The organism is Christiangramia echinicola DSM 19838, from assembly GCF_000423065.1.
In the GTDB taxonomy this organism is placed as follows: Bacteria; Bacteroidota; Bacteroidia; order Flavobacteriales; family Flavobacteriaceae; genus Christiangramia; species Christiangramia echinicola.
In genome coordinates, this window is the sequence record NZ_AUHG01000011.1 from 373,016 (window position 1) to 391,843 (window position 18,828).

18 protein-coding genes and 5 tRNA genes are annotated in these 18,828 nt (G+C 37.7%); 22 read left to right on the forward strand and 1 reads right to left on the reverse strand.

The features are described 5' to 3' along the window. Window positions 1-46 precede the first annotated feature (46 nt). The 6 genes from G530_RS0106800 (at window position 47) to G530_RS0106825 (ending at window position 6,940) form a co-directional block, all read left to right on the forward strand. Complete coding sequence (locus G530_RS0106800; protein ID WP_026933813.1) at window positions 47-1,330, forward strand: DUF2851 family protein; 1,284 nt, start codon at window positions 47-49, stop codon at window positions 1,328-1,330. A 9-nt stretch (window positions 1,331-1,339) separates the two neighbouring features. Continuing rightward, window positions 1,340-1,570 (forward strand): PspC family transcriptional regulator, encoded by a 231-nt coding sequence (locus G530_RS0106805; protein ID WP_026933814.1) that lies wholly within the window; start codon window positions 1,340-1,342, stop codon window positions 1,568-1,570. Then, window positions 1,567-2,577, forward strand: a complete 1,011-nt coding sequence (locus G530_RS0106810) for a potassium channel family protein (protein WP_026933815.1) — start codon at window positions 1,567-1,569, stop codon at window positions 2,575-2,577. Before G530_RS0106805 ends, G530_RS0106810 begins: the two co-directional genes overlap by 4 nt. Before the next feature lie 148 nt (window positions 2,578-2,725). Then, window positions 2,726-4,810, forward strand: coding sequence for an amino acid carrier protein (locus G530_RS0106815; RefSeq protein ID WP_026933816.1), 2,085 nt, complete (start codon window positions 2,726-2,728; stop codon window positions 4,808-4,810). 11 nt (window positions 4,811-4,821) lie between these two features. Then, window positions 4,822-5,685 carry a ComEA family DNA-binding protein gene (locus tag G530_RS0106820; protein WP_026933817.1) on the forward strand — a complete coding sequence of 288 codons (864 nt, stop codon included), beginning with the start codon at window positions 4,822-4,824 and terminating at the stop codon, window positions 5,683-5,685. A gap of 88 nt (window positions 5,686-5,773) precedes the next feature. Further along, complete coding sequence (locus G530_RS0106825) at window positions 5,774-6,940, forward strand: acyl-CoA dehydrogenase family protein (protein ID WP_026933818.1); 1,167 nt, start codon at window positions 5,774-5,776, stop codon at window positions 6,938-6,940. A 49-nt stretch (window positions 6,941-6,989) separates the two neighbouring features. Here the strand turns inward: G530_RS0106825 and G530_RS0106830 are convergent, their stop codons facing one another. Continuing rightward, a complete protein-coding gene (locus G530_RS0106830) occupies window positions 6,990-7,859 on the reverse strand; it encodes an MBL fold metallo-hydrolase (RefSeq protein WP_026933819.1) in 870 nt (289 codons plus the stop codon). A gap of 156 nt (window positions 7,860-8,015) precedes the next feature. Between G530_RS0106830 and rpsU the strand changes: the two genes are divergently transcribed. The 16 genes from rpsU to rpoB all read left to right on the forward strand — a co-directional run bounded on the left by rpsU (window position 8,016) and on the right by rpoB (window position 18,768). Then, on the forward strand, window positions 8,016-8,210 hold the full coding sequence (rpsU, locus tag G530_RS0106835; protein WP_026933820.1) for a 30S ribosomal protein S21: 195 nt from the start codon (window positions 8,016-8,018) through the stop codon (window positions 8,208-8,210). A gap of 93 nt (window positions 8,211-8,303) precedes the next feature. Then, entirely contained in the window at window positions 8,304-9,194 is an 891-nt protein-coding gene (locus tag G530_RS0106840; protein ID WP_026933821.1) for a tyrosine-type recombinase/integrase, read from the forward strand. Window positions 9,195-9,228: 34 nt separating this feature from the next. After that, window positions 9,229-9,531, forward strand: coding sequence for a ribosome hibernation-promoting factor, HPF/YfiA family (hpf, locus tag G530_RS0106845; RefSeq protein ID WP_026933822.1), 303 nt, complete (start codon window positions 9,229-9,231; stop codon window positions 9,529-9,531). 103 nt (window positions 9,532-9,634) lie between these two features. Beyond that, window positions 9,635-9,708, forward strand: a tRNA-Thr gene (locus tag G530_RS0106850). Between the two features lie 204 nt (window positions 9,709-9,912). Continuing rightward, window positions 9,913-9,994, forward strand: a tRNA-Tyr gene (locus G530_RS0106855). Window positions 9,995-10,131: 137 nt separating this feature from the next. Beyond that, window positions 10,132-10,204 (forward strand) — tRNA-Gly (locus G530_RS0106860). A 197-nt stretch (window positions 10,205-10,401) separates the two neighbouring features. Next, window positions 10,402-10,473, forward strand: a tRNA-Thr gene (locus G530_RS0106865). A gap of 57 nt (window positions 10,474-10,530) precedes the next feature. Continuing rightward, window positions 10,531-11,718: an elongation factor Tu gene (tuf, locus tag G530_RS0106870; protein ID WP_026933823.1), complete on the forward strand. Its 1,188-nt coding sequence runs from the start codon at window positions 10,531-10,533 to the stop codon at window positions 11,716-11,718. Between the two features lie 58 nt (window positions 11,719-11,776). Continuing rightward, window positions 11,777-11,849, forward strand: a tRNA-Trp gene (locus tag G530_RS0106875). A 19-nt stretch (window positions 11,850-11,868) separates the two neighbouring features. Then, a complete protein-coding gene (secE, locus tag G530_RS0106880) occupies window positions 11,869-12,066 on the forward strand; it encodes a preprotein translocase subunit SecE (protein WP_026933824.1) in 198 nt (65 codons plus the stop codon). An 11-nt stretch (window positions 12,067-12,077) separates the two neighbouring features. Continuing rightward, the gene (gene nusG, locus G530_RS0106885) at window positions 12,078-12,629 is read left to right on the forward strand and encodes a transcription termination/antitermination protein NusG (protein WP_026933825.1); all 552 of its coding nucleotides are present in this window, start codon (window positions 12,078-12,080) and stop codon (window positions 12,627-12,629) included. 74 nt (window positions 12,630-12,703) lie between these two features. Continuing rightward, the gene (gene rplK, locus G530_RS0106890) at window positions 12,704-13,141 is read left to right on the forward strand and encodes a 50S ribosomal protein L11 (protein ID WP_011710241.1); all 438 of its coding nucleotides are present in this window, start codon (window positions 12,704-12,706) and stop codon (window positions 13,139-13,141) included. A gap of 19 nt (window positions 13,142-13,160) precedes the next feature. Continuing rightward, window positions 13,161-13,859 carry a 50S ribosomal protein L1 gene (gene rplA, locus G530_RS0106895; RefSeq protein ID WP_026933826.1) on the forward strand — a complete coding sequence of 233 codons (699 nt, stop codon included), beginning with the start codon at window positions 13,161-13,163 and terminating at the stop codon, window positions 13,857-13,859. Between the two features lie 9 nt (window positions 13,860-13,868). Beyond that, a complete protein-coding gene (rplJ, locus tag G530_RS0106900) occupies window positions 13,869-14,390 on the forward strand; it encodes a 50S ribosomal protein L10 (RefSeq protein WP_026933827.1) in 522 nt (173 codons plus the stop codon). A 57-nt stretch (window positions 14,391-14,447) separates the two neighbouring features. After that, the gene (gene rplL, locus G530_RS0106905) at window positions 14,448-14,822 is read left to right on the forward strand and encodes a 50S ribosomal protein L7/L12 (protein ID WP_026933828.1); all 375 of its coding nucleotides are present in this window, start codon (window positions 14,448-14,450) and stop codon (window positions 14,820-14,822) included. Between the two features lie 133 nt (window positions 14,823-14,955). Beyond that, entirely contained in the window at window positions 14,956-18,768 is a 3,813-nt protein-coding gene (gene rpoB, locus G530_RS0106910) for a DNA-directed RNA polymerase subunit beta (protein WP_026933829.1), read from the forward strand. Window positions 18,769-18,828 lie beyond the last annotated feature (60 nt).

The following is an 18,828-nucleotide window of genomic DNA, read 5'->3' on the forward strand; positions in this document are numbered from 1 at the left end:
AATTATCACTCTCATTTTCAATTGTTTATTTTGATACATTTGAGAGGTGAGAGAAGATTTTTTATATCATATCTGGAAGTATCAGAAGTTTAATTCTGAAGGGCTTATTACGTCTGCAGGTGATACAATAAATATTGTTCATCCGGGCTTTCAGAATGAGTTGTCTGGTCCAGATTTCTTTAATGCTAAAATACAAATAGGGGAGCAGTTATGGGCCGGAAATGTAGAGATGCATTTAAGATCTTCAGACTGGTACTTTCATAGACATGAGGAGAATCCCAATTATGATAATGTAATTCTGCATGTGGTTTGGGATCATGATGTAGAAATCTTCAGAAAAAATGATTCTATAATACCAACCCTGGAACTCAAGGACAGGATTGAGAAAGGCATTCTGGAAGCTTATGAAAAGCTACTTCTTAAGGATCATTTAAAAATAAACTGTGAAAATGATTTCAGGAACTTTTCAGATTTTCAAGTTGAACACTGGCTGGAGAGACTTTACTTTGAGCGGTTGGAAGAGAAATCGAAACTAATTCTTCAGTTACTTGCCGAAACAGGAAATAATTGGGAAGCAGTATTGTTCGCAATCCTGTTCAAAAGCTTTGGGTTAAATGTTAATTCTGAATCTTTTCTGAATATTGCACGAAGCATAGATTTTAAGATCATTCAGAAAATAAGTAACAGTCAATTCTCAATGGAAGCGCTTTTATTAGGGCAGGCCGGGCTTATAAAGCACGAAGATAAATACTCGTTAGAACTAATGAAAGAATATGAATTTCTAAGGAATAAATATTCTTTAGATAATAAGTATTTAGAATCTCCGCAATTTTTCAGGTTAAGACCAGATAATTTTCCAACTATAAGGCTGGCTCAACTAGCTGCTTTGTATGGAAAAAAGAAAAGTATATTTTATGACCTGATAGAAGCGAATACTGTCAGGGATTTGAAAAACTTATTTGATCTGGAAATTTCTGAATACTGGAGAACCCATTACAACTTCGGGAAAACGCATACCAGAAGAAATAAAAAGCTCTCCTCTAATTTTATCGATCTACTATTAATAAACTGTATTATCCCTATTAATCATTGTTATTCAGGTTTTATAGGGGAGGAAAATGAGCAATATATTCAGGAATTAATATCTGGTATTAAATTAGAAAAGAATTCCATAATTCAAATCTTCAACGAGCTAAGGCCAAAAACTGCAAATAATGCTATGGACTCTCAGGCCTTATTGCAATTAAAAAACGAATATTGTGATTTAAATAAATGTTTGCAGTGTGAATTGGGTGCTTCTTTGTTGAAAAAATCTCCCAAATACATTTAAATTTGTGACATGACAACTTTTGTATCTAATATTAGATATTATCTGGAAAAACACGGATTCTATGTTTCCAGCCGAATGGCAGATAAATTGGGGATGCGCGCAAAGAATGTAAGGCTGTTCTTTATTTATGCTTCATTCTTCACAATGGGAGTTGGTTTTATAGTTTATCTCACTCTTGCCTTCTGGCTAAAGCTTAAAGATCTAATTTATACAAAACGAACCTCGGTATTCGATCTATGAGAAAACTGATAGATTCTAATTTAAAACTGGCCATAGTACTTATTATTATGGTTTTTATAACCGGAGTTGTAGGTTTTCATTTTCTATATGATTATACCTGGGTAGATGCACTTTACATGACCATAATTACTGTGAGTACTGTGGGGTATGGAGAGGTTCAGCCCATGGGGGCTTATGGTAAGATCTTTACTTCAGTATTTATAATTTCAGGACTTTTTATCTTCGGATTTGGTCTATCTACTATCACAGAACATATTCTGAATAAGAACAATATTGGTAATCTTAAACGTAATAAAATGAAAAAGAAAATAGATTCTTTTAAGGATCATGTTATTGTTTGTGGTTATGGGCAGAATGGAAAAGAAGCCGTACAGAAACTTATAGATTATCGTAAGGATTTCGTAATAATAGATCGAAATGAAGAAATTTTGCATGGGATAGAAGATGATCAGTTAAATTATATAGTAGGTAATGCGACTGAAGATGAAGTCTTAATAACTGCAGGCATAGAGAGGGCTTCTACTTTGATATGTGCCTTACCTCGAGATGCCGATAATTTATTTATTGTTCTTTCGGCAAGGCAATTAAAAAATGATCTAAAGATCATTAGTCGGGCGACAGAGGAGAATAGCTATAAAAAATTGAAACTTGCTGGCGCAGATAATGTGATTATGCCAGATAGAATTGGTGGAAGCCATATGGCCTCATTAGTAGTGGTGCCAGATCTGGTAGAATTTCTTGATAATCTTTCAGTTTCAGGAAGGCATGACAGTATCAATGTAGAGCAAATTCCTTTCTCGAAGGTATGTTCAGATGGACTTGAAAAGACCATAGCCGAGACCGATATTAGGAAAAAAACAGGTTGTTCTATTATTGGTTACAAATCTCCTTCGGGTTCCTATGTTGTTAATCCTGAACCCTCACTAAAGCTTGAAAAGGAGTCCAAACTTATAATGATTGGTAGACCAGATCAGATAGAAAGTCTGAAAAAATACTATTCGGTTTAGGCCAGAACGCCTCTCAATAGTGATTTAAGGAATAAATTTTTATTTAACAGTATTTTCACAATTTAACTCCCAAAAATTTGATTTAGCCTATTTTTTTAGCATATTCACCGGCTGAAAATTTAACTTTATATAACAAACGAAAATCTATATGAGAAAGTACTTACTTTCAATGTTCTTTTTATTTTCAATTTTTGGATTGTCTGCACAAGAACTAGACGTAAAGGCCAAAGTTGGTAATCCCTCTAATGTTATTAATAATGGGTTTATCGAGTTGGAGGTAACAGGAGGAACCCCTCCTTATGAGTACAAATGGTCTAACCAGTCTACTAGTCTGGAATCTAACAGAGCTGAAGAATTGACTGAAGGGATTCCCTATGATGTTGTGGTGACAGATAGTAAAGGAAAATCGGTTGAAAAATCCTACACTGTAGATGCAGAAGCGATAACAGAACATTTTAACGGAACTTTCGCTCCTATAGTTGCAAGTATGGGAAGTGTGCTATTCTGGGATCCATTTTCTGCTATTGGAATATATGACCCTGTAGTTTACGCAGACCGCAAGAGAGTAGAGGCTCCGGAATGGGATGCTAATGAAGATGCGAAATTCATTCTTGAGGAATGGAAAGTTGAAGAAGGAAAACATGTAGAAGAAGGGGATCTAGTTGCAGTAGTATCTAAAAATGGTCAGAACATTAATAGCTATGCGAATGCAGATGGTGTCCTGCAGCATTTTCTGGAAGAAGGTGAAGTAATTTACGATTCAAATAATCAGGAAGATGTAATTGAGCAGGGAGCTCAATATTTCGCGTCTATATCATACGATGAGCCTATAGCTCTAGTTCATCCAAACGGAGATCCTCAACAAAAGAATATTCCTTTTATCGTGGTGTGGTTGGTTCTTGGAGCTTTATTCTTCACAATTCGTTTAGGGTTTATAAATATTAGAGGTTTTAAACATGCACTTCAACTTGCCAGAGGTAAGTTTGATGATCCCAATGCACCAGGACAGGTAACCCACTTCCAGGCATTAGCTACTGCCGTATCTGGTACCGTAGGTCTTGGTAATATTGCAGGTGTTGCTGTAGCAATATCCTTAGGTGGTGCAGGAGCAACTATGTGGATGATACTCGCGGGTTTACTTGGGATGTCTTCTAAATTTGTTGAATGTACTCTTGGGGTTAAATATAGATTTATCAATTCTGAAGGTCGTGTATTTGGTGGGCCAATGAACTACCTTAGATATGGTCTTGAGAAAAGAAATAAAAGAGGCTTAGGTAAGTTCCTTGCCGCTTTCTTTGCAATTCTGGCAATTGGAGCTTCCTTTGGTGGAGGTAACATGTTCCAGGCGAACCAATCCTTTTCTATTTTGGCGGGAGAATTCCCAGTGCTAGTAGGAAACGGATTCTGGTTTGGTATCGTAGTAGCTGTTCTTGTTGGAATTGTTATTATTGGAGGTATTAGTAGTATTGCCAAGGTTACCGGAAAGATCGTCCCGATCATGGCAGCTGTTTATGTTATAGGAGCCTTTGTAGTTATTGGGGTTAATTTTGAAAATATTGGGCCTGCTTTTGCGGCGATCTGGGATGGAGCATTCAGTCCAAGTGCGCTTAAAGGTGGAGTCATAGGGGTTCTGATCGTTGGTTTCCAACGAGCAGCCTTCTCGAATGAAGCCGGGGTAGGTTCCGCAGCGATTGCTCACTCTGCAGCTAAAACTAACCATCCGCCTTCTGAAGGATTTGTAGCTCTTTTAGAGCCATTTATTGATACGGTTGTGGTTTGTACTCTAACAGCACTTGTACTTATTTTTACAGGAATGCACGAAGTTGAAGGTATTGGTGGAGTAGAACTTAATTCTACTGCATTTGGAAGTGTTATCTCATGGTTCCCATATGTACTGGCAACTGCGGTTTTCTTATTCGCATTTTCAACTATGATCTCATGGTCCTACTATGGGATGAGAGCCTGGACATACTTATTTGGTAAGAGTAAGAAGAACGAAATGGTATATAAATTTCTTTTCCTTGTATTTGTGGTAATAGGAGCATCTGTAAGTTTAGGTGCGGTATTAGACTTTTCAGATATGATGATTCTTGCAATGTCGTTCCCTAATATTATTGGTCTGTACTTTATGATCGGTGAGGTTAGTGATGACCTTAAAGAGTATACTCATAGACTAAAAGCTGGTGAATTATTTCACAAAACCGAAAAGAAAAAAGCAAAAGCGACCTCTTAGGTCTATATAAGATGAAATTTCTAAAATCCCATTTTGCACTTTCTAGAAGTCAGCAAAATGGGATTTTTGTATTGGTAGTACTCATTATTATATTTCAGGTGATCTTATTTATTGACTTTTCAGATTCTGAAGATCACTCCGATATCCAAAAAACCGAAGTACAGGCTTTCCAGAACCAACTTGATTCAATTAATCGAATATCTGTAAATAAAAAGGATACAGTATACCCTTTCAATCCAAATTACATTACCGACTTCAAAGGATATCAGCTTGGGATGAGCTTGGAAGAAATAGATAAACTACTGGCTTACCGTGCTCAGAATAAATGGGTGAATTCTTCAAATGATTTTCAAAAGGTGACGGGAATTTCCGATAGCTTACTTAATAAGATCAGTCCTTCCTTCCGTTTTCCCGAATGGACTAAAACGCGAAATTCTACTATTACCGCAGTTGAATCTAAACCTTCAGAAATGATCATTCTGGATCTTAACTCTGCTTCAGCTAACGATTTAATAAGTATCAATGGAGTAGGAGAGGTGCTGTCTGAAAGAATCGTGAAGTACAGGTTAAGTATAGGAGGTTTTTTAAACCCTATTCAGCTTAATGACGTTTATGGACTATCTCCTGAAGTGATAGATAGGATAAACCTTAAATTCAAGATTCTCACAAAACCTGATGTAACTATCAGGAATATCAATTCCATAACTGCTTTAGAATTAGCTGAAATACCATATATTAATGAAGTTCTGGCCAGGGATATAATTAGCTATCGAAATTTAAATGAAGGTATAAGCTCTTTTGAAGAATTAGCAAAAATCAACCGATTTCCTTCCGATAAAATCGATAGAATTAAATTATATTTGGCCATAGAGTGAAATTCGAAATAAAACACCACTCAAATTAATAATTACATAATCAGGGAAATTGATCTTTTTCGAAAGATCCATAAAATATAATTGATAGATGAGTAGATATTTTAGCGAGGAACACGAACTATTCAGGAAAAGTTTTCAGGAATTTTTGCAGAAAGAAGTAGTGCCTCATATAGATAAGTGGGAAGAGACCGGAACCATTGAAAGATTTATATGGAAGAAGTTCGGAGAGATGGGATATTTTGGTTTAAATCAACCAGAGGAATATGGCGGAATGGGACTTGACCTTTTTTACACTGTTATTTTTCTGGAAGAATTACAAAAAGTAAATTCAGGTGGTTTTGCTGCCGCAATGTGGGCACATGCTTATTTGGCAATGACTCACGTAAAAGTTGAGGCAAGCCACGAACTAAAGGTAAAATATCTTACTCCGGCTATTGATGGGGAGAAGATAGGCTGTCTTTGTGTTTCTGAGCCGTTTGGAGGGTCAGATGTTGCAGGGATGAAAACTACAGCTGTAAAGAAAGGGGATAAATATGTAATTAACGGTTCAAAGACCTTTATTACTAATGGTGTTTATGCCGATTTTTATGTGGTTGCTGCGAAGACAGATCCGGACAAAGGAAATAAAGGAATGAGTATTTTCCTTGTAGATAAAGAGTTTAAAGGTATATCTGCTACAAAACTTAATAAGTTAGGGTGGAGGGCCTCAGATACTGCTGAACTTGCATTTGATAATGTGGAAGTGCCTTCTGAATACCTGATGGGAGAAGAAGGAAAAGGCTTTAGTTATATTATGCAGCATTTCGCTATGGAACGTTTGATCATGGGTATAAATGCACATGCGCGGTCTGAATTTGCCCTGGAGTACACTATGGGGTATATGAAAGAGCGTGAAGCTTTCGGGAAGACTTTAGATAAGTTCCAGGCGCTAAGACATTCTATTGCTGAAATGGTTAGTGAAGTTGAAGTTATAAAAGAGTTCAATTACGCTACCGCTAAAAGACTGAATGATGGTGATTATGTAGTTAAAGAGGCAAGTATGTCTAAGTTGCTTGCGACAAAGATCGCGGATGAGGTGATGTATAAATGTTTGCAGTTCCTTGGAGGTTATGGATATATGGAAGACTATCCTTTAGCAAGAATGCTTAGAGATAGTAGATTAGGTCCTATTGGAGGTGGTACTTCGGAAATCTTAAAAGAGATCATTGCCAAAATGGTGATCGACCAGAAAGAATACAAGCCAGCTGCAAAGTAAAGGCTGTTCTTAAATTATATTTCAAATAACCCTGGGTTTTTACCCGGGGTTATTTTTTTAAACTATCATAGAACGTCTTTCTTATTTTCTGACCGTTAATGAAGAAATCTTTTGCCTTCTCGTCAGAATAGAATTCATTAGTAATAGATTCATTTTCTACCACTTCAGTTTCAGTTCTTCCTTCTTTAATGGCGGCGTTAATTTTATCCCTGATAGTTTCAAGCATTTTTAAATAATCCTGGTAATCTGATTTTGTGGCTATTTTACCATGTCCGGGAATTATTTTCGTGTTGTCATTAATTAATGAAAGCCCCTTCCTGGCGGCAGCTATATCGCCATCTACACTTCCTCCGCTTTTAAGATCTATGTAAGGAAACATTCCGTTGAAGAAAGTGTCTCCAGTATGTAATACATTACTCTGCGGAAAATAGATCAAAACGTCGCCATCTGTATGGGCATTATGTACATGAGTGGCCACAATATCATTACCATTTATATAAAGGTTTATTTTTTCATTGAAGGTTATAATTGGTAATCCATTGACTTTTGTTGAATCTGCTCTCAGTCTTTTTCTAACATTTTCATGAGCAAAGATTAGAGTTCCATCTTTCTTAAAATTTGAATTTCCGCCGGTATGGTCTCCGTGATGGTGAGTATTAACCAGGTATTTTATTGGTTGATCATCAATGGTTTTTAATTTTGCCTTAATTTTTGTGCTTAATGCCGCAAACTGGTCATCAATCATAAATACACCATCTTCTCCGGTTAAAACTCCAATGTTTCCCCCGGCACCTTTAAGCATAAAAACATTTTCGTTCACAGGAATAATTTCAATTTCAACTTCAGACATGTCCTGAAATGCAAAAAGTGAGTGATTAATTAAAAGGAACGCTAACAGGGTTTTTATAGAATTTCTCATTGCAGTAGAATTATTTATTCTGTAATTTACAGAATACCCGGAACTTAATTTTTGATAATTAATTGAGGGATAGCAAATAAATAATAAATCTATTGGCGATTTATATAAATACATTATCTTTGCAGCCGATTCCAAAAGAGAGGAGGTTATGACACTATGTTAATTATACCAGTTAAAGACGGAGAAAATATAGATAGAGCTCTTAAGCGTTTTAAGCGAAAGTTCGATAAGACAGGAACTATGCGTCAGCTAAGAGATCGTCAGCATTTTACAAAGCCATCTGTAGAGCGTAGAGCTCAGATTCAAAAAGCTGAATACATCCAGCATTTGAGAGACGCAGAAGATATCTAGTAAATAGATATTAGGCGATTGTAAAACAGTCGACAATATAAAGAACTGTTGGTACTCTAAAGTTTGTTAACTTTGTGTATCAACAGTTTTTTTATGCCCTTTTCTCACTTCCTCGATTATCTTCAGCTTGAAAAAAAATACTCTACACATACTATAACTGCATATGCTGCAGATCTGCGGGATTTTCAGGAATTCATATCACATACCTATGATCAGGATAGGGTAGATGAGGTCAATTATTCCCAGGTACGTAGCTGGATTGTTGAGCTTTCTGAATCAGGAATTTCCAATAGAACAATTAACCGGAAATTATCCTCCTTAAAATCCTTTTATAGATTTCTTTTGAAGACAAATCAAATTGAGGCTTCCCCAATGGTGAAGCATAAAGCCTTAAAAACTCCCAGAAAGGTTCAGATCCCTTTTTCAGAAGATGAGATCGTGCAGGTGATTGAAAATATAGATAATTCTACTTATGAAGGAGTTCGGGATCGCTTTATAGTTGAATTGTTTTATTCCACAGGAATTAGAAGGATAGAGTTGATAAATATAAAGTTGCAGGACCTGGATCTGGATACTGGTGTTTTAAAGGTTCTGGGAAAAAGAAATAAGGAGAGGTTTATCCCGTTGATTAAATCTGTGATTGCGACGGGACGTGTTTATCTCGAGTATAGAAAGGATACCGAAGGATTGTTAGAAAATGATCATCTTTTTTTGACTTCCAAAGGAGATAAAACCTATGAAAGTTTTGTTTATAGAATTATAAATAATTATTTTAGTAGAGTGTCTGGCAAATTAAAAAAGAGTCCGCATATCCTGCGGCATTCGTTCGCCACTCATTTATTGAACCAGGGAGCTAATCTAAATGCGGTAAAAGAATTATTGGGTCACTCCAGTCTTGCAGCGACTCAAGTCTACACTCACAATAGTATTGCCGAATTGAGTAAAGTTCACCAAAAAGCTCATCCCCGGAACAATAAAGAATAATTTAATCATTTTGTTTAATTAAATTCTACTGGATATGAAAATGAATCTGCAGTCCGTTAACTTCAATGCCGATCAAAAACTGATTGATTTCACTCAAAAAAAACTTGATAAATTAGAAAACTACTTTGATAAGATTATTCATGCTGATGTATTTTTCAAAGTGCAGAACACTAGTGGTAAGGAAAATAAAATAACTGAAATTTTAATAAGTATTCCAGGAGGGGATTTAATGGTGAAGAAGACTTGTAGTAAGTTTGAAGCCTGTGTAGATGAATGTGTTAGTTCATTGCAAAGACAGCTAATTAAAAAGAAGGAAAAAATGAGCGCGCATGTTTAAGTGATTTTTTTTCAAATTATTTTTTGATAAAGGAATAATTTATATACATTTGCAGTCCGTTAGAAATAGCGGACTTTTTTATGCTGAAAAAGCAAGCATAAATGCCGATGTAGCTCAGCTGGCTAGAGCAGCTGATTTGTAATCAGCAGGTCGTGGGTTCGAGTCCCTCCATCGGCTCTTGAAATACTGAAAATACCGAAGTTTCGGAATTTTTTTTAAGAATAAATCATTCAGATTTAACCACTTAAAAAAGAATATTCAGAAATTTTAAAAAATGCTTTGGATGGTGCTTCAAATTTGCTTTAATTTGCAGCCGTTTTAAAAACCATCAGAAGCTTAGCTGTTTCGGCTACGGTTCTATGAAATAGTGGTAATTAAATTGGGGAGATACTCAAGCGGCCAACGAGGGCAGACTGTAAATCTGCTGACTACGTCTTCGCAGGTTCGAATCCTGCTCTCCCCACAAAGATTTTAAATGAAGCTGTTGTTAAAAGCTTGCTTTTCTAAAACAGAGAATTTAAAATATATGTTCGGGGCCACCCGAACAGGATCATCGAGCAAAGCGAGATAATCCTAAAGATGAAAGTCTGAAATGGTAATGCGGGAGTAGCTCAGTTGGTAGAGCGTCAGCCTTCCAAGCTGAATGTCGCCGGTTCGAACCCGGTCTCCCGCTCTAAATAAATTGAATCAGGATATTCCCCGGTCGTGAATAGGTGAAATTTAAAGGTTTTCCTGCCTTTCGTGTTTCAAAGCTATTCGTTAGATTATCCATTGAGTGGGTTATATCGGCCTTGTTACCTCAATCCTGATCTTTTCCATAAACCCTAATTAGGTTTATGGATATCGCTGTTTAAAACAGTCAATTGTCTGGCCGACGTAGCTCAGGGGTAGAGCGTTTCCTTGGTAAGGAAGAGGTCACGGGTTCAATTCCCGTCGTTGGCTCTAGTTTTGTATAAAATTGAACACTAATATATAACTAAGATTAAATAAGTATTAATTATGGCAAAGGAAACTTATGATCGTTCCAAACCGCACCTAAATATTGGTACAATTGGACACGTAGATCACGGAAAAACTACATTAACTGCAGCTATTACTAAAGTAATGGCTGATGCTGGATTTTCAGAAGCTAGTGCGTTTGATCAAATTGATAACGCTCCGGAAGAAAAGGAAAGAGGTATTACAATTAACTCTTCTCACGTTGAGTATTCAACTGCAAACCGTCACTACGCTCACGTTGACTGTCCTGGTCACGCCGATTACGTAAAGAACATGGTAACTGGTGCTGCTCAAATGGACGGTGCTATTCTTGTTGTGGCTGCGACTGATGGTCCAATGCCTCAAACTCGTGAGCACATCCTTCTTGGACGCCAGGTAGGTATTCCAAGAATCGTTGTATTCTTAAATAAAGTTGACCTTGTTGATGATGAGGAGCTTCTTGAGCTAGTTGAGATGGAAGTTAGAGATCTTCTTTCTTTCTACGAATATGATGGTGATAATGGTCCTGTAATTTCAGGTTCTGCACTTGGAGCTTTAGAAGGAGATGAGAAATGGTCTAAGACTGTTCTTGATCTTATGGAAGCTGTAGATAGCTGGATTGAACTTCCAGAACGTGATGTAGATAAGCCATTCTTGATGCCTATCGAAGATGTATTCTCTATTACAGGTCGTGGTACTGTTGCAACTGGTCGTATCGAGACTGGTGTTGCTAACACTGGAGATCCTGTAGAGATCATTGGTATGGGTGCTGGAAAACTTACTTCTACTATTACTGGAGTTGAGATGTTCCGTAAGATCCTTGATAGAGGTGAAGCTGGAGATAACGTAGGTATCCTATTAAGAGGTATCGAGAAAACTCAGATCTCTAGAGGTATGGTAATTACTAAGCCTGGATCTGTAACTCCACACGCTAAATTTAAAGCTGAGGTTTATATCCTTAAGAAAGAAGAAGGTGGACGTCACACTCCATTCCATAACAACTACCGTCCACAGTTCTACGTACGTACAACTGATGTAACAGGAACAATTAACCTTCCTGATGGTGTAGAAATGGTAATGCCAGGTGATAACTTGACTATCCATGTTGACCTTATTCAGCCAATTGCAATGAACGTTGGTCTACGTTTCGCTATCCGTGAAGGTGGTAGAACTGTAGGTGCTGGACAGGTAACTGAAATTCTAGACTAAGAATTATTCTAATATAAAAAGGTATCCCGTGAAGAGCGGGATACCTTCACTTATATTTACGGGTTTAGCTCAGTTGGTAGAGCACTGGTCTCCAAAACCAGGTGTCGGGAGTTCGAGCCTCTCAACCCGTGCAAATATTTTTTTTGAAAAATGGCAGGAATTGTTAATTACATATCAGAATCATATAACGAGTTAAGAAACCACGTTACCTGGACAAGTTGGACTGAAGCGCAAAGGCTTACAGTGCTTGTAGCTGTGTTCTCGATTATTTTTTCATTAGCTATTTGGGGTGTTGATACGCTTTTTAGTGGAGCGATTGAGCAGTACTTCGAATGGGTTAAATCATAATTTAGATAGCGATGGCAGAAGCAAAGGAAAAAAAATGGTATGTGGTTCGTGCCGTTAGCGGACAGGAGAATAAGGTTAAAGATTATATTGAAAAAGAGATCGAATACCTGGGGCTTCAGGATGCGATAGATCAGGTTCTGGTTCCTACCGAGAAGGTTATACAAATTCGTAACGGTAAGAAAGTAAATAAAGAACGTGTTTACTTTCCTGGTTATGTAATGATTCAGGCTAATATCGCAGGTGAGATTCCTCACATTATCAAAGGTATAAATGGCGTTATTGGATTTTTAGGCGAAACAAAAGGAGGAGATCCTGTGCCGCTTAGGAAATCTGAAGTGAATAGAATGTTAGGTAAGGTTGATGAGCTTTCAGTAAAAGCTGATAATGTTGCCATACCATTTACTATAGGAGAGACTATTAAAGTAATTGACGGACCGTTCAATGGTTTTAATGGTACAGTAGAAAAGATTAATGAAGAGAAGCGTAAACTTGAGGTAATGGTTAAGATCTTCGGAAGAAAGACACCATTAGAGTTAAGTTATATGCAGGTTGAAAAAGTATAAAATAACTGTTACATATATTTTTTGATTGTTTTTTAAGCTTCCACTCAATAAACGATCATTTAAAAATTTGAAAAATGGCAAAAGAAGTAAGTAAAGTTGTAAAACTACAAGTTCGCGGAGGTGCTGCTAACCCATCACCACCAGTTGGACCTGCTTTAGGTGCTGCCGGAGTAAACATCATGGAATTCTGTAAGCAATTCAATGGTCGTACTCAGGATAAGCAAGGAAAGGTACTTCCAGTTGCAATTACTGTTTATAAGGATAAGTCTTTTGATTTTGTGATCAAAACTCCTCCGGCTGCAGTACAATTGATGGAAGCTGCTAAGACTAAAAAAGGTTCTGGTGAGCCGAACAGAAAAAAAGTAGCTAGTGTTTCTTGGGATCAGGTTAAAGCGATTGCAGAAGACAAGATGCAGGATCTTAATGCATTTACTGTAGAATCTGCAATGAAAATGGTTGCCGGAACAGCTCGTTCGATGGGAATAACTGTAAAAGGTGATGCACCGTTTTAATCCAAAAAGAAATTAGAAAATGGCAAAATTAACTAAAAAGCAAAAAGAAGCTCAGTCTAAGATTGAGAACGGCAAGACTTATACAGTTGCCGAAGCTTCAGCTTTGATAAAAGAAGTTTCCAACGAGAACTTTGACGCTTCTGTAGATCTTGCAGTTCGTTTGAACGTAGATCCACGTAAAGCAAACCAGATGGTAAGAGGTGTTGTAACACTTCCTCATGGAACTGGTAAAGACGTTAAGGTTTTGGCTCTTGTAACTCCAGATAAGGAAGAAGAAGCTAAAGAAGCTGGTGCCGACTACGTTGGATTGGATGAATACCTTGATAAGATCAAAGGCGGTTGGACAGATGTTGATGTTATCATCACTATGCCAAGCGTTATGGGTAAACTTGGACCACTAGGACGTGTTCTAGGACCAAGAGGTTTAATGCCTAACCCAAAGACCGGTACTGTAACTATGGATATCGCTAAAGCGGTTTCAGATGTGAAAGCTGGTAAGATCGACTTCAAAGTTGACAAAACTGGTATCGTGCATGCAGCAGTTGGAAAAGCATCTTTTGATGCTGAGAAAATTGCAGGTAACGCGAAAGAATTATTAACTACGCTGGTAAAATTGAAACCTCAGGCAGCTAAGGGTGTTTATATAAAGAGTATTTATATGACCACTACTATGAGCCCGAGTGTAGCAATAGATACTAAAAGGTTTACTGAGCAATAATTTAAGATTATGACAAGAGAAGAAAAAGCACAAGTTATAGAAGCTTTAACTGCCCAGTTAGCCGAAAACCCAACTATCTATTTGGCTGACATTTCTGGCCTGGATGCTGGAAGTACTTCTAACTTACGTAGAGCTTGTTTTAAAGCAGACGTAACGTTATCGGTAGTTAAGAACACATTGCTTGCAAAAGCTATGGAAGCAGCTGATAAAGATTTCGGTGACCTTCCAACAGTTTTAAAAGGCAATACCTCAATAATGCTTTCTGAAACCGGAAATGCTCCGGCGAAAGTTATTAAGGAATTTAGAAAGAAATCTGAGAAACCTTTACTTAAAGGAGCTTTTGTAGAAGAAGCTATTTATGTAGGTGATGACTATCTTGACACACTTGTTAATATCAAGTCTAAAGAAGAAGTTATCGGGGATATCATTGGATTGCTTCAATCTCCTGCTAAAAACGTTGTTTCTGCCCTTAAATCAGGTGGCGGAAAGATCGCAGGAATCCTTAAGACTCTTTCAGAAAAAGAGGATTAAAATAGTACGCACTTTTTAACAATTATAAATTAAAGAACTTTTTAAAAACGATAGAAAATGGCAGATTTAAAAGATTTCGCAGAACAACTAGTTAACCTTACTGTAAAAGAAGTAAATGAGTTAGCAGATATTTTAAAAGAAGAATATGGTATCGAGCCTGCTGCTGCTGCAGTAGCTGTTGCTGGTGGCGGTGCTGCTGGTGGTGAAGAAGCTGAAGAGCAAACTGAATTCGACGTAATTCTTACTGCTCCAGGTGGATCTAAATTAGCTGTAGTTAAACTTGTAAAAGAACTTACAGGATTAGGTCTTAAGGATGCTAAAGAATTAGTAGATGGTGCTCCAAAAGCAGTAAAAGAAGGAGTAGCTAAAGACGAAGCAGAAGCTCTTAAAGCACAATTAGAAGAAGCAGGAGCTGAGGTTGAGCTTAAATAAGCTTAACACAAGCAATATTATTTAGGTTTAGACCTCAGGATTCACTCCTGGAGGTCTAAACCATTTTGCGTATATAAAACTTAATGGTTTAAAAGCGCAGTTTTTTTTATATAAATTATAATCCCGTCCATTGATGTTAGCAAAGCAAACTGAAAGATTGAGTTTCTCTTCTGTTAAGAACAAGCCTGCTTATCCGGACTTTCTGGATCTGCAGATTAAGTCTTTTCAGGACTTCTTTCAATTAGAGACAAAATCAGAAGAGCGGGGAAATGAAGGTCTTTACAACACCTTCCTAGAAAACTTCCCCATTACGGACACCCGTAATCAATTTGTACTAGAATTCTTAGATTATTTTGTGGACCCACCAAGATACTCCATCCAGGAATGTATCGAACGTGGATTGACCTACAGTGTACCTCTTAAAGCTAGACTTAAGTTATACTGTACCGACCCTGAACACGAAGATTTTGAAACCATCGTACAGGACGTATACTTGGGTACTATCCCATATATGACACCTAGCGGAACTTTCTGCATCAACGGTGCCGAGCGAGTAGTAGTATCTCAGCTACACCGTTCACCTGGGGTTTTCTTTGGACAGTCTTTCCATGCAAATGGAACTAAATTATATTCAGCCCGTGTAATTCCTTTTAAAGGATCATGGATTGAATTTGCTACCGATATCAACAGCGTTATGTACGCTTATATCGATCGTAAGAAAAAATTACCTGTTACTACTCTTTTCCGTGCTATCGGATTTGAGCGTGATAAGGATATCCTGGAGATATTTGACCTTGCAGAAGAGGTTAAAGTTTCTAAGACAGGACTTAAAAAATATCTTGGTCGTAAACTTGCGGCAAGGGTACTTAATACATGGTATGAAGATTTCGTAGATGAAGATACTGGTGAAGTTGTTTCTATCGAGCGTAACGAGATCGTTCTTGATCGTGATACAGAACTTGAAAAAGATCACATAGAAGAAATTCTTGAAACCGGAAGTAAGACTATTCTTCTTCATAAAGAGGATAACCAAACCGGTGACTATGCGATTATTCATAATACACTACAAAAAGATCCTACCAACTCTGAAAAAGAAGCGGTAGAACATATCTATCGTCAGCTTCGTAATGCTGAACCGCCAGATGAGGAAACTGCTCGTGGAATTATCGACAAGCTTTTCTTCTCAGATCAGCGTTACAGCCTTGGTGAAGTTGGTAGATATAGAATGAATAAAAAACTTGGTCTTGATGTTGAGATGGATAAGCAGGTGCTTACCAAGATCGATATCATTACCATCGTTAAATATTTAATTGAGCTTATCAACTCTAAAGCTGAGATTGATGATATTGATCACTTATCTAACCGTCGTGTTAGAACTGTAGGTGAACAGTTATCTCAGCAGTTCGGTGTTGGTCTTGCACGTATGGCAAGAACGATCCGTGAGAGAATGAATGTTCGTGATAACGAAGTGTTTACTCCAATCGACTTGATCAACGCGAAGACATTGTCTTCTGTGATCAACTCTTTCTTCGGAACAAACCAGTTATCTCAGTTCATGGACCAGACTAACCCTCTTGCAGAGATTACGCACAAGCGTAGACTTTCGGCATTAGGACCAGGTGGTCTGTCAAGAGAAAGAGCAGGGTTCGAGGTACGTGATGTTCACTATACTCACTACGGAAGACTTTGTCCTATTGAAACTCCTGAAGGTCCGAATATTGGTCTTATTTCTTCACTTTCTGTTTACGCTAAAGTAAACGGAATGGGATTCATTGAAACTCCTTATCGTAGCGTTTCTGAAGGAAAAATTAATATTTCTGAAGAGCCTATTTATTTAAGTGCTGAAGAAGAGGAAGGTAAAAAGATCGCTCAGGCCAATATTCCATTAAAAGAGGATGGTACAATAGATACAGATCGTGTAATTGCAAGAATGGAAGGTGACTTCCCGGTTGTTGATCCTAAAGAGGTTCATTATACCGATGTTGCTCCCAACCAGATCTCATCTATTTCGGCTTCATTAATTCCATTTCTGGAACATGATGATGCCAACCGTGCACTAATGGGATCAAACATGATGCGTCAGGCAGTACCACTTTTAAGAACAGATTCTCCTATCGTTGGAACTGGTCTTGAAAGACAGGTAGCTACAGATTCCCGAGTATTGATTAATGCAGAAGGAGAGGGAGAAGTAGAATATGTAGACGCTAATAAGATTGTAATTAAGTACGATCGTACAGATGAGGAAAGAATGGTAAGTTTTGATGATGATTCAAAATCTTACAACCTTATTAAATTCCGTAAGACTAACCAGGGAACCTGTATCAACCTGAAGCCAATCGTAAGTGTAGGTGACAGAGTTACTAAAGGACAGGTACTTTGCCAGGGTTATGCTACCGAAGCTGGGGAACTTGCTCTGGGTAGAAACATGAAGGTTGCCTTCATGCCTTGGAAAGGTTACAACTTTGAGGATGCGATTGTAATTTCAGAAAAAGTGGTTAGAGATGATATTTTCACCTCTATTCATATAGATGAGTACTCTCTTGAAGTTAGAGATACAAAACTAGGTAACGAAGAATTGACTAATGATATTCCAAACGTTTCAGAAGAGGCTACTAAAGACCTTGATGAGCACGGAATGATTAGAGTTGGTGCTGAAGTGAAGCCTGGTGATATCCTTATCGGTAAGATCACTCCTAAAGGAGAAAGCGATCCAACTCCGGAAGAAAAACTTCTACGTGCGATCTTTGGTGACAAAGCCGGTGATGTTAAAGATGCTTCTTTAAAAGCTTCTCCATCATTAAGTGGTGTTGTTATCAATAAGAAGTTGTTCGCAAGAGCAATTAAAGACAAGCGTAAGAGAGCTCAGGATAAAGAAGATGTTGCAGCATTAGAGAAAAAGTACGATGCTAAATTCGCTAATCTAAAGGCTGAACTTGTTGAGAAATTATTCGCTATCATAGGTGGAAAAACTGCTCAGGGAGTGATGAATGACCTTGGTGAAGAAGTAATGCCAAAAGGTAAGAAGTACACTCTTAAGATGTTGAACGCTGTAGACGATTATACTCACTTAACTAGTGGTACATGGACTACAGACGATCACCTTAATGAACTTGTTGCAGATCTTATACATAATTATAAAATCAAGGAAAACGATCTTCAGGGTAACCTAAGAAGAGAGAAATTCACCATTTCTGTTGGAGATGAACTTCCATCAGGAATTCTTAAACTGGCTAAAGTTTACATCGCTAAGAAACGTAAACTGAAGGTTGGAGATAAGATGGCAGGACGTCACGGTAACAAAGGTATTGTTGCAAGAATCGTTCGTCAGGAAGATATGCCATTCCTTGAAGACGGAACTCCGGTTGATATCGTGTTGAACCCACTTGGGGTACCATCACGTATGAACATCGGTCAGATCTACGAAACTGTGCTTGGTTGGGCTGGACAGAAAAACGGAACCAAATATGCGACTCCAATTTTCGACGGTGCAACGATAGATGAGATCAATGATCTTACAGATAAAGCTGGTATTCCAAGATACGGTCATACTTACCTGTATGATGGTGGAACGGGAATGAGATTTGACCAACGTGCAACAGTTGGTGTGATCTACATGCTTAAGCTTGGTCACATGATTGACGATAAGATGCACGCTAGATCTATTGGACCATACTCACTTATTACTCAGCAGCCGCTTGGTGGTAAGGCACAATTTGGTGGTCAGAGATTTGGAGAGATGGAGGTTTGGGCTCTTGAAGCTTACGGTGCTTCTAGTACTCTTAGAGAAATTCTAACGGTGAAGTCAGATGACGTTATCGGTAGAGCTAAGACTTACGAAGCTATTGTAAAAGGAGAGCCAATGCCAGAACCAGGATTACCGGAATCTTTCAACGTACTTATGCACGAATTGAAAGGTCTTGGATTGGATATAAAACTTGAAGAATAACATTCTGTTGATCGGGGCTGTATATTCGGCCCCAATTAAACGGAATATTCACAATAATTA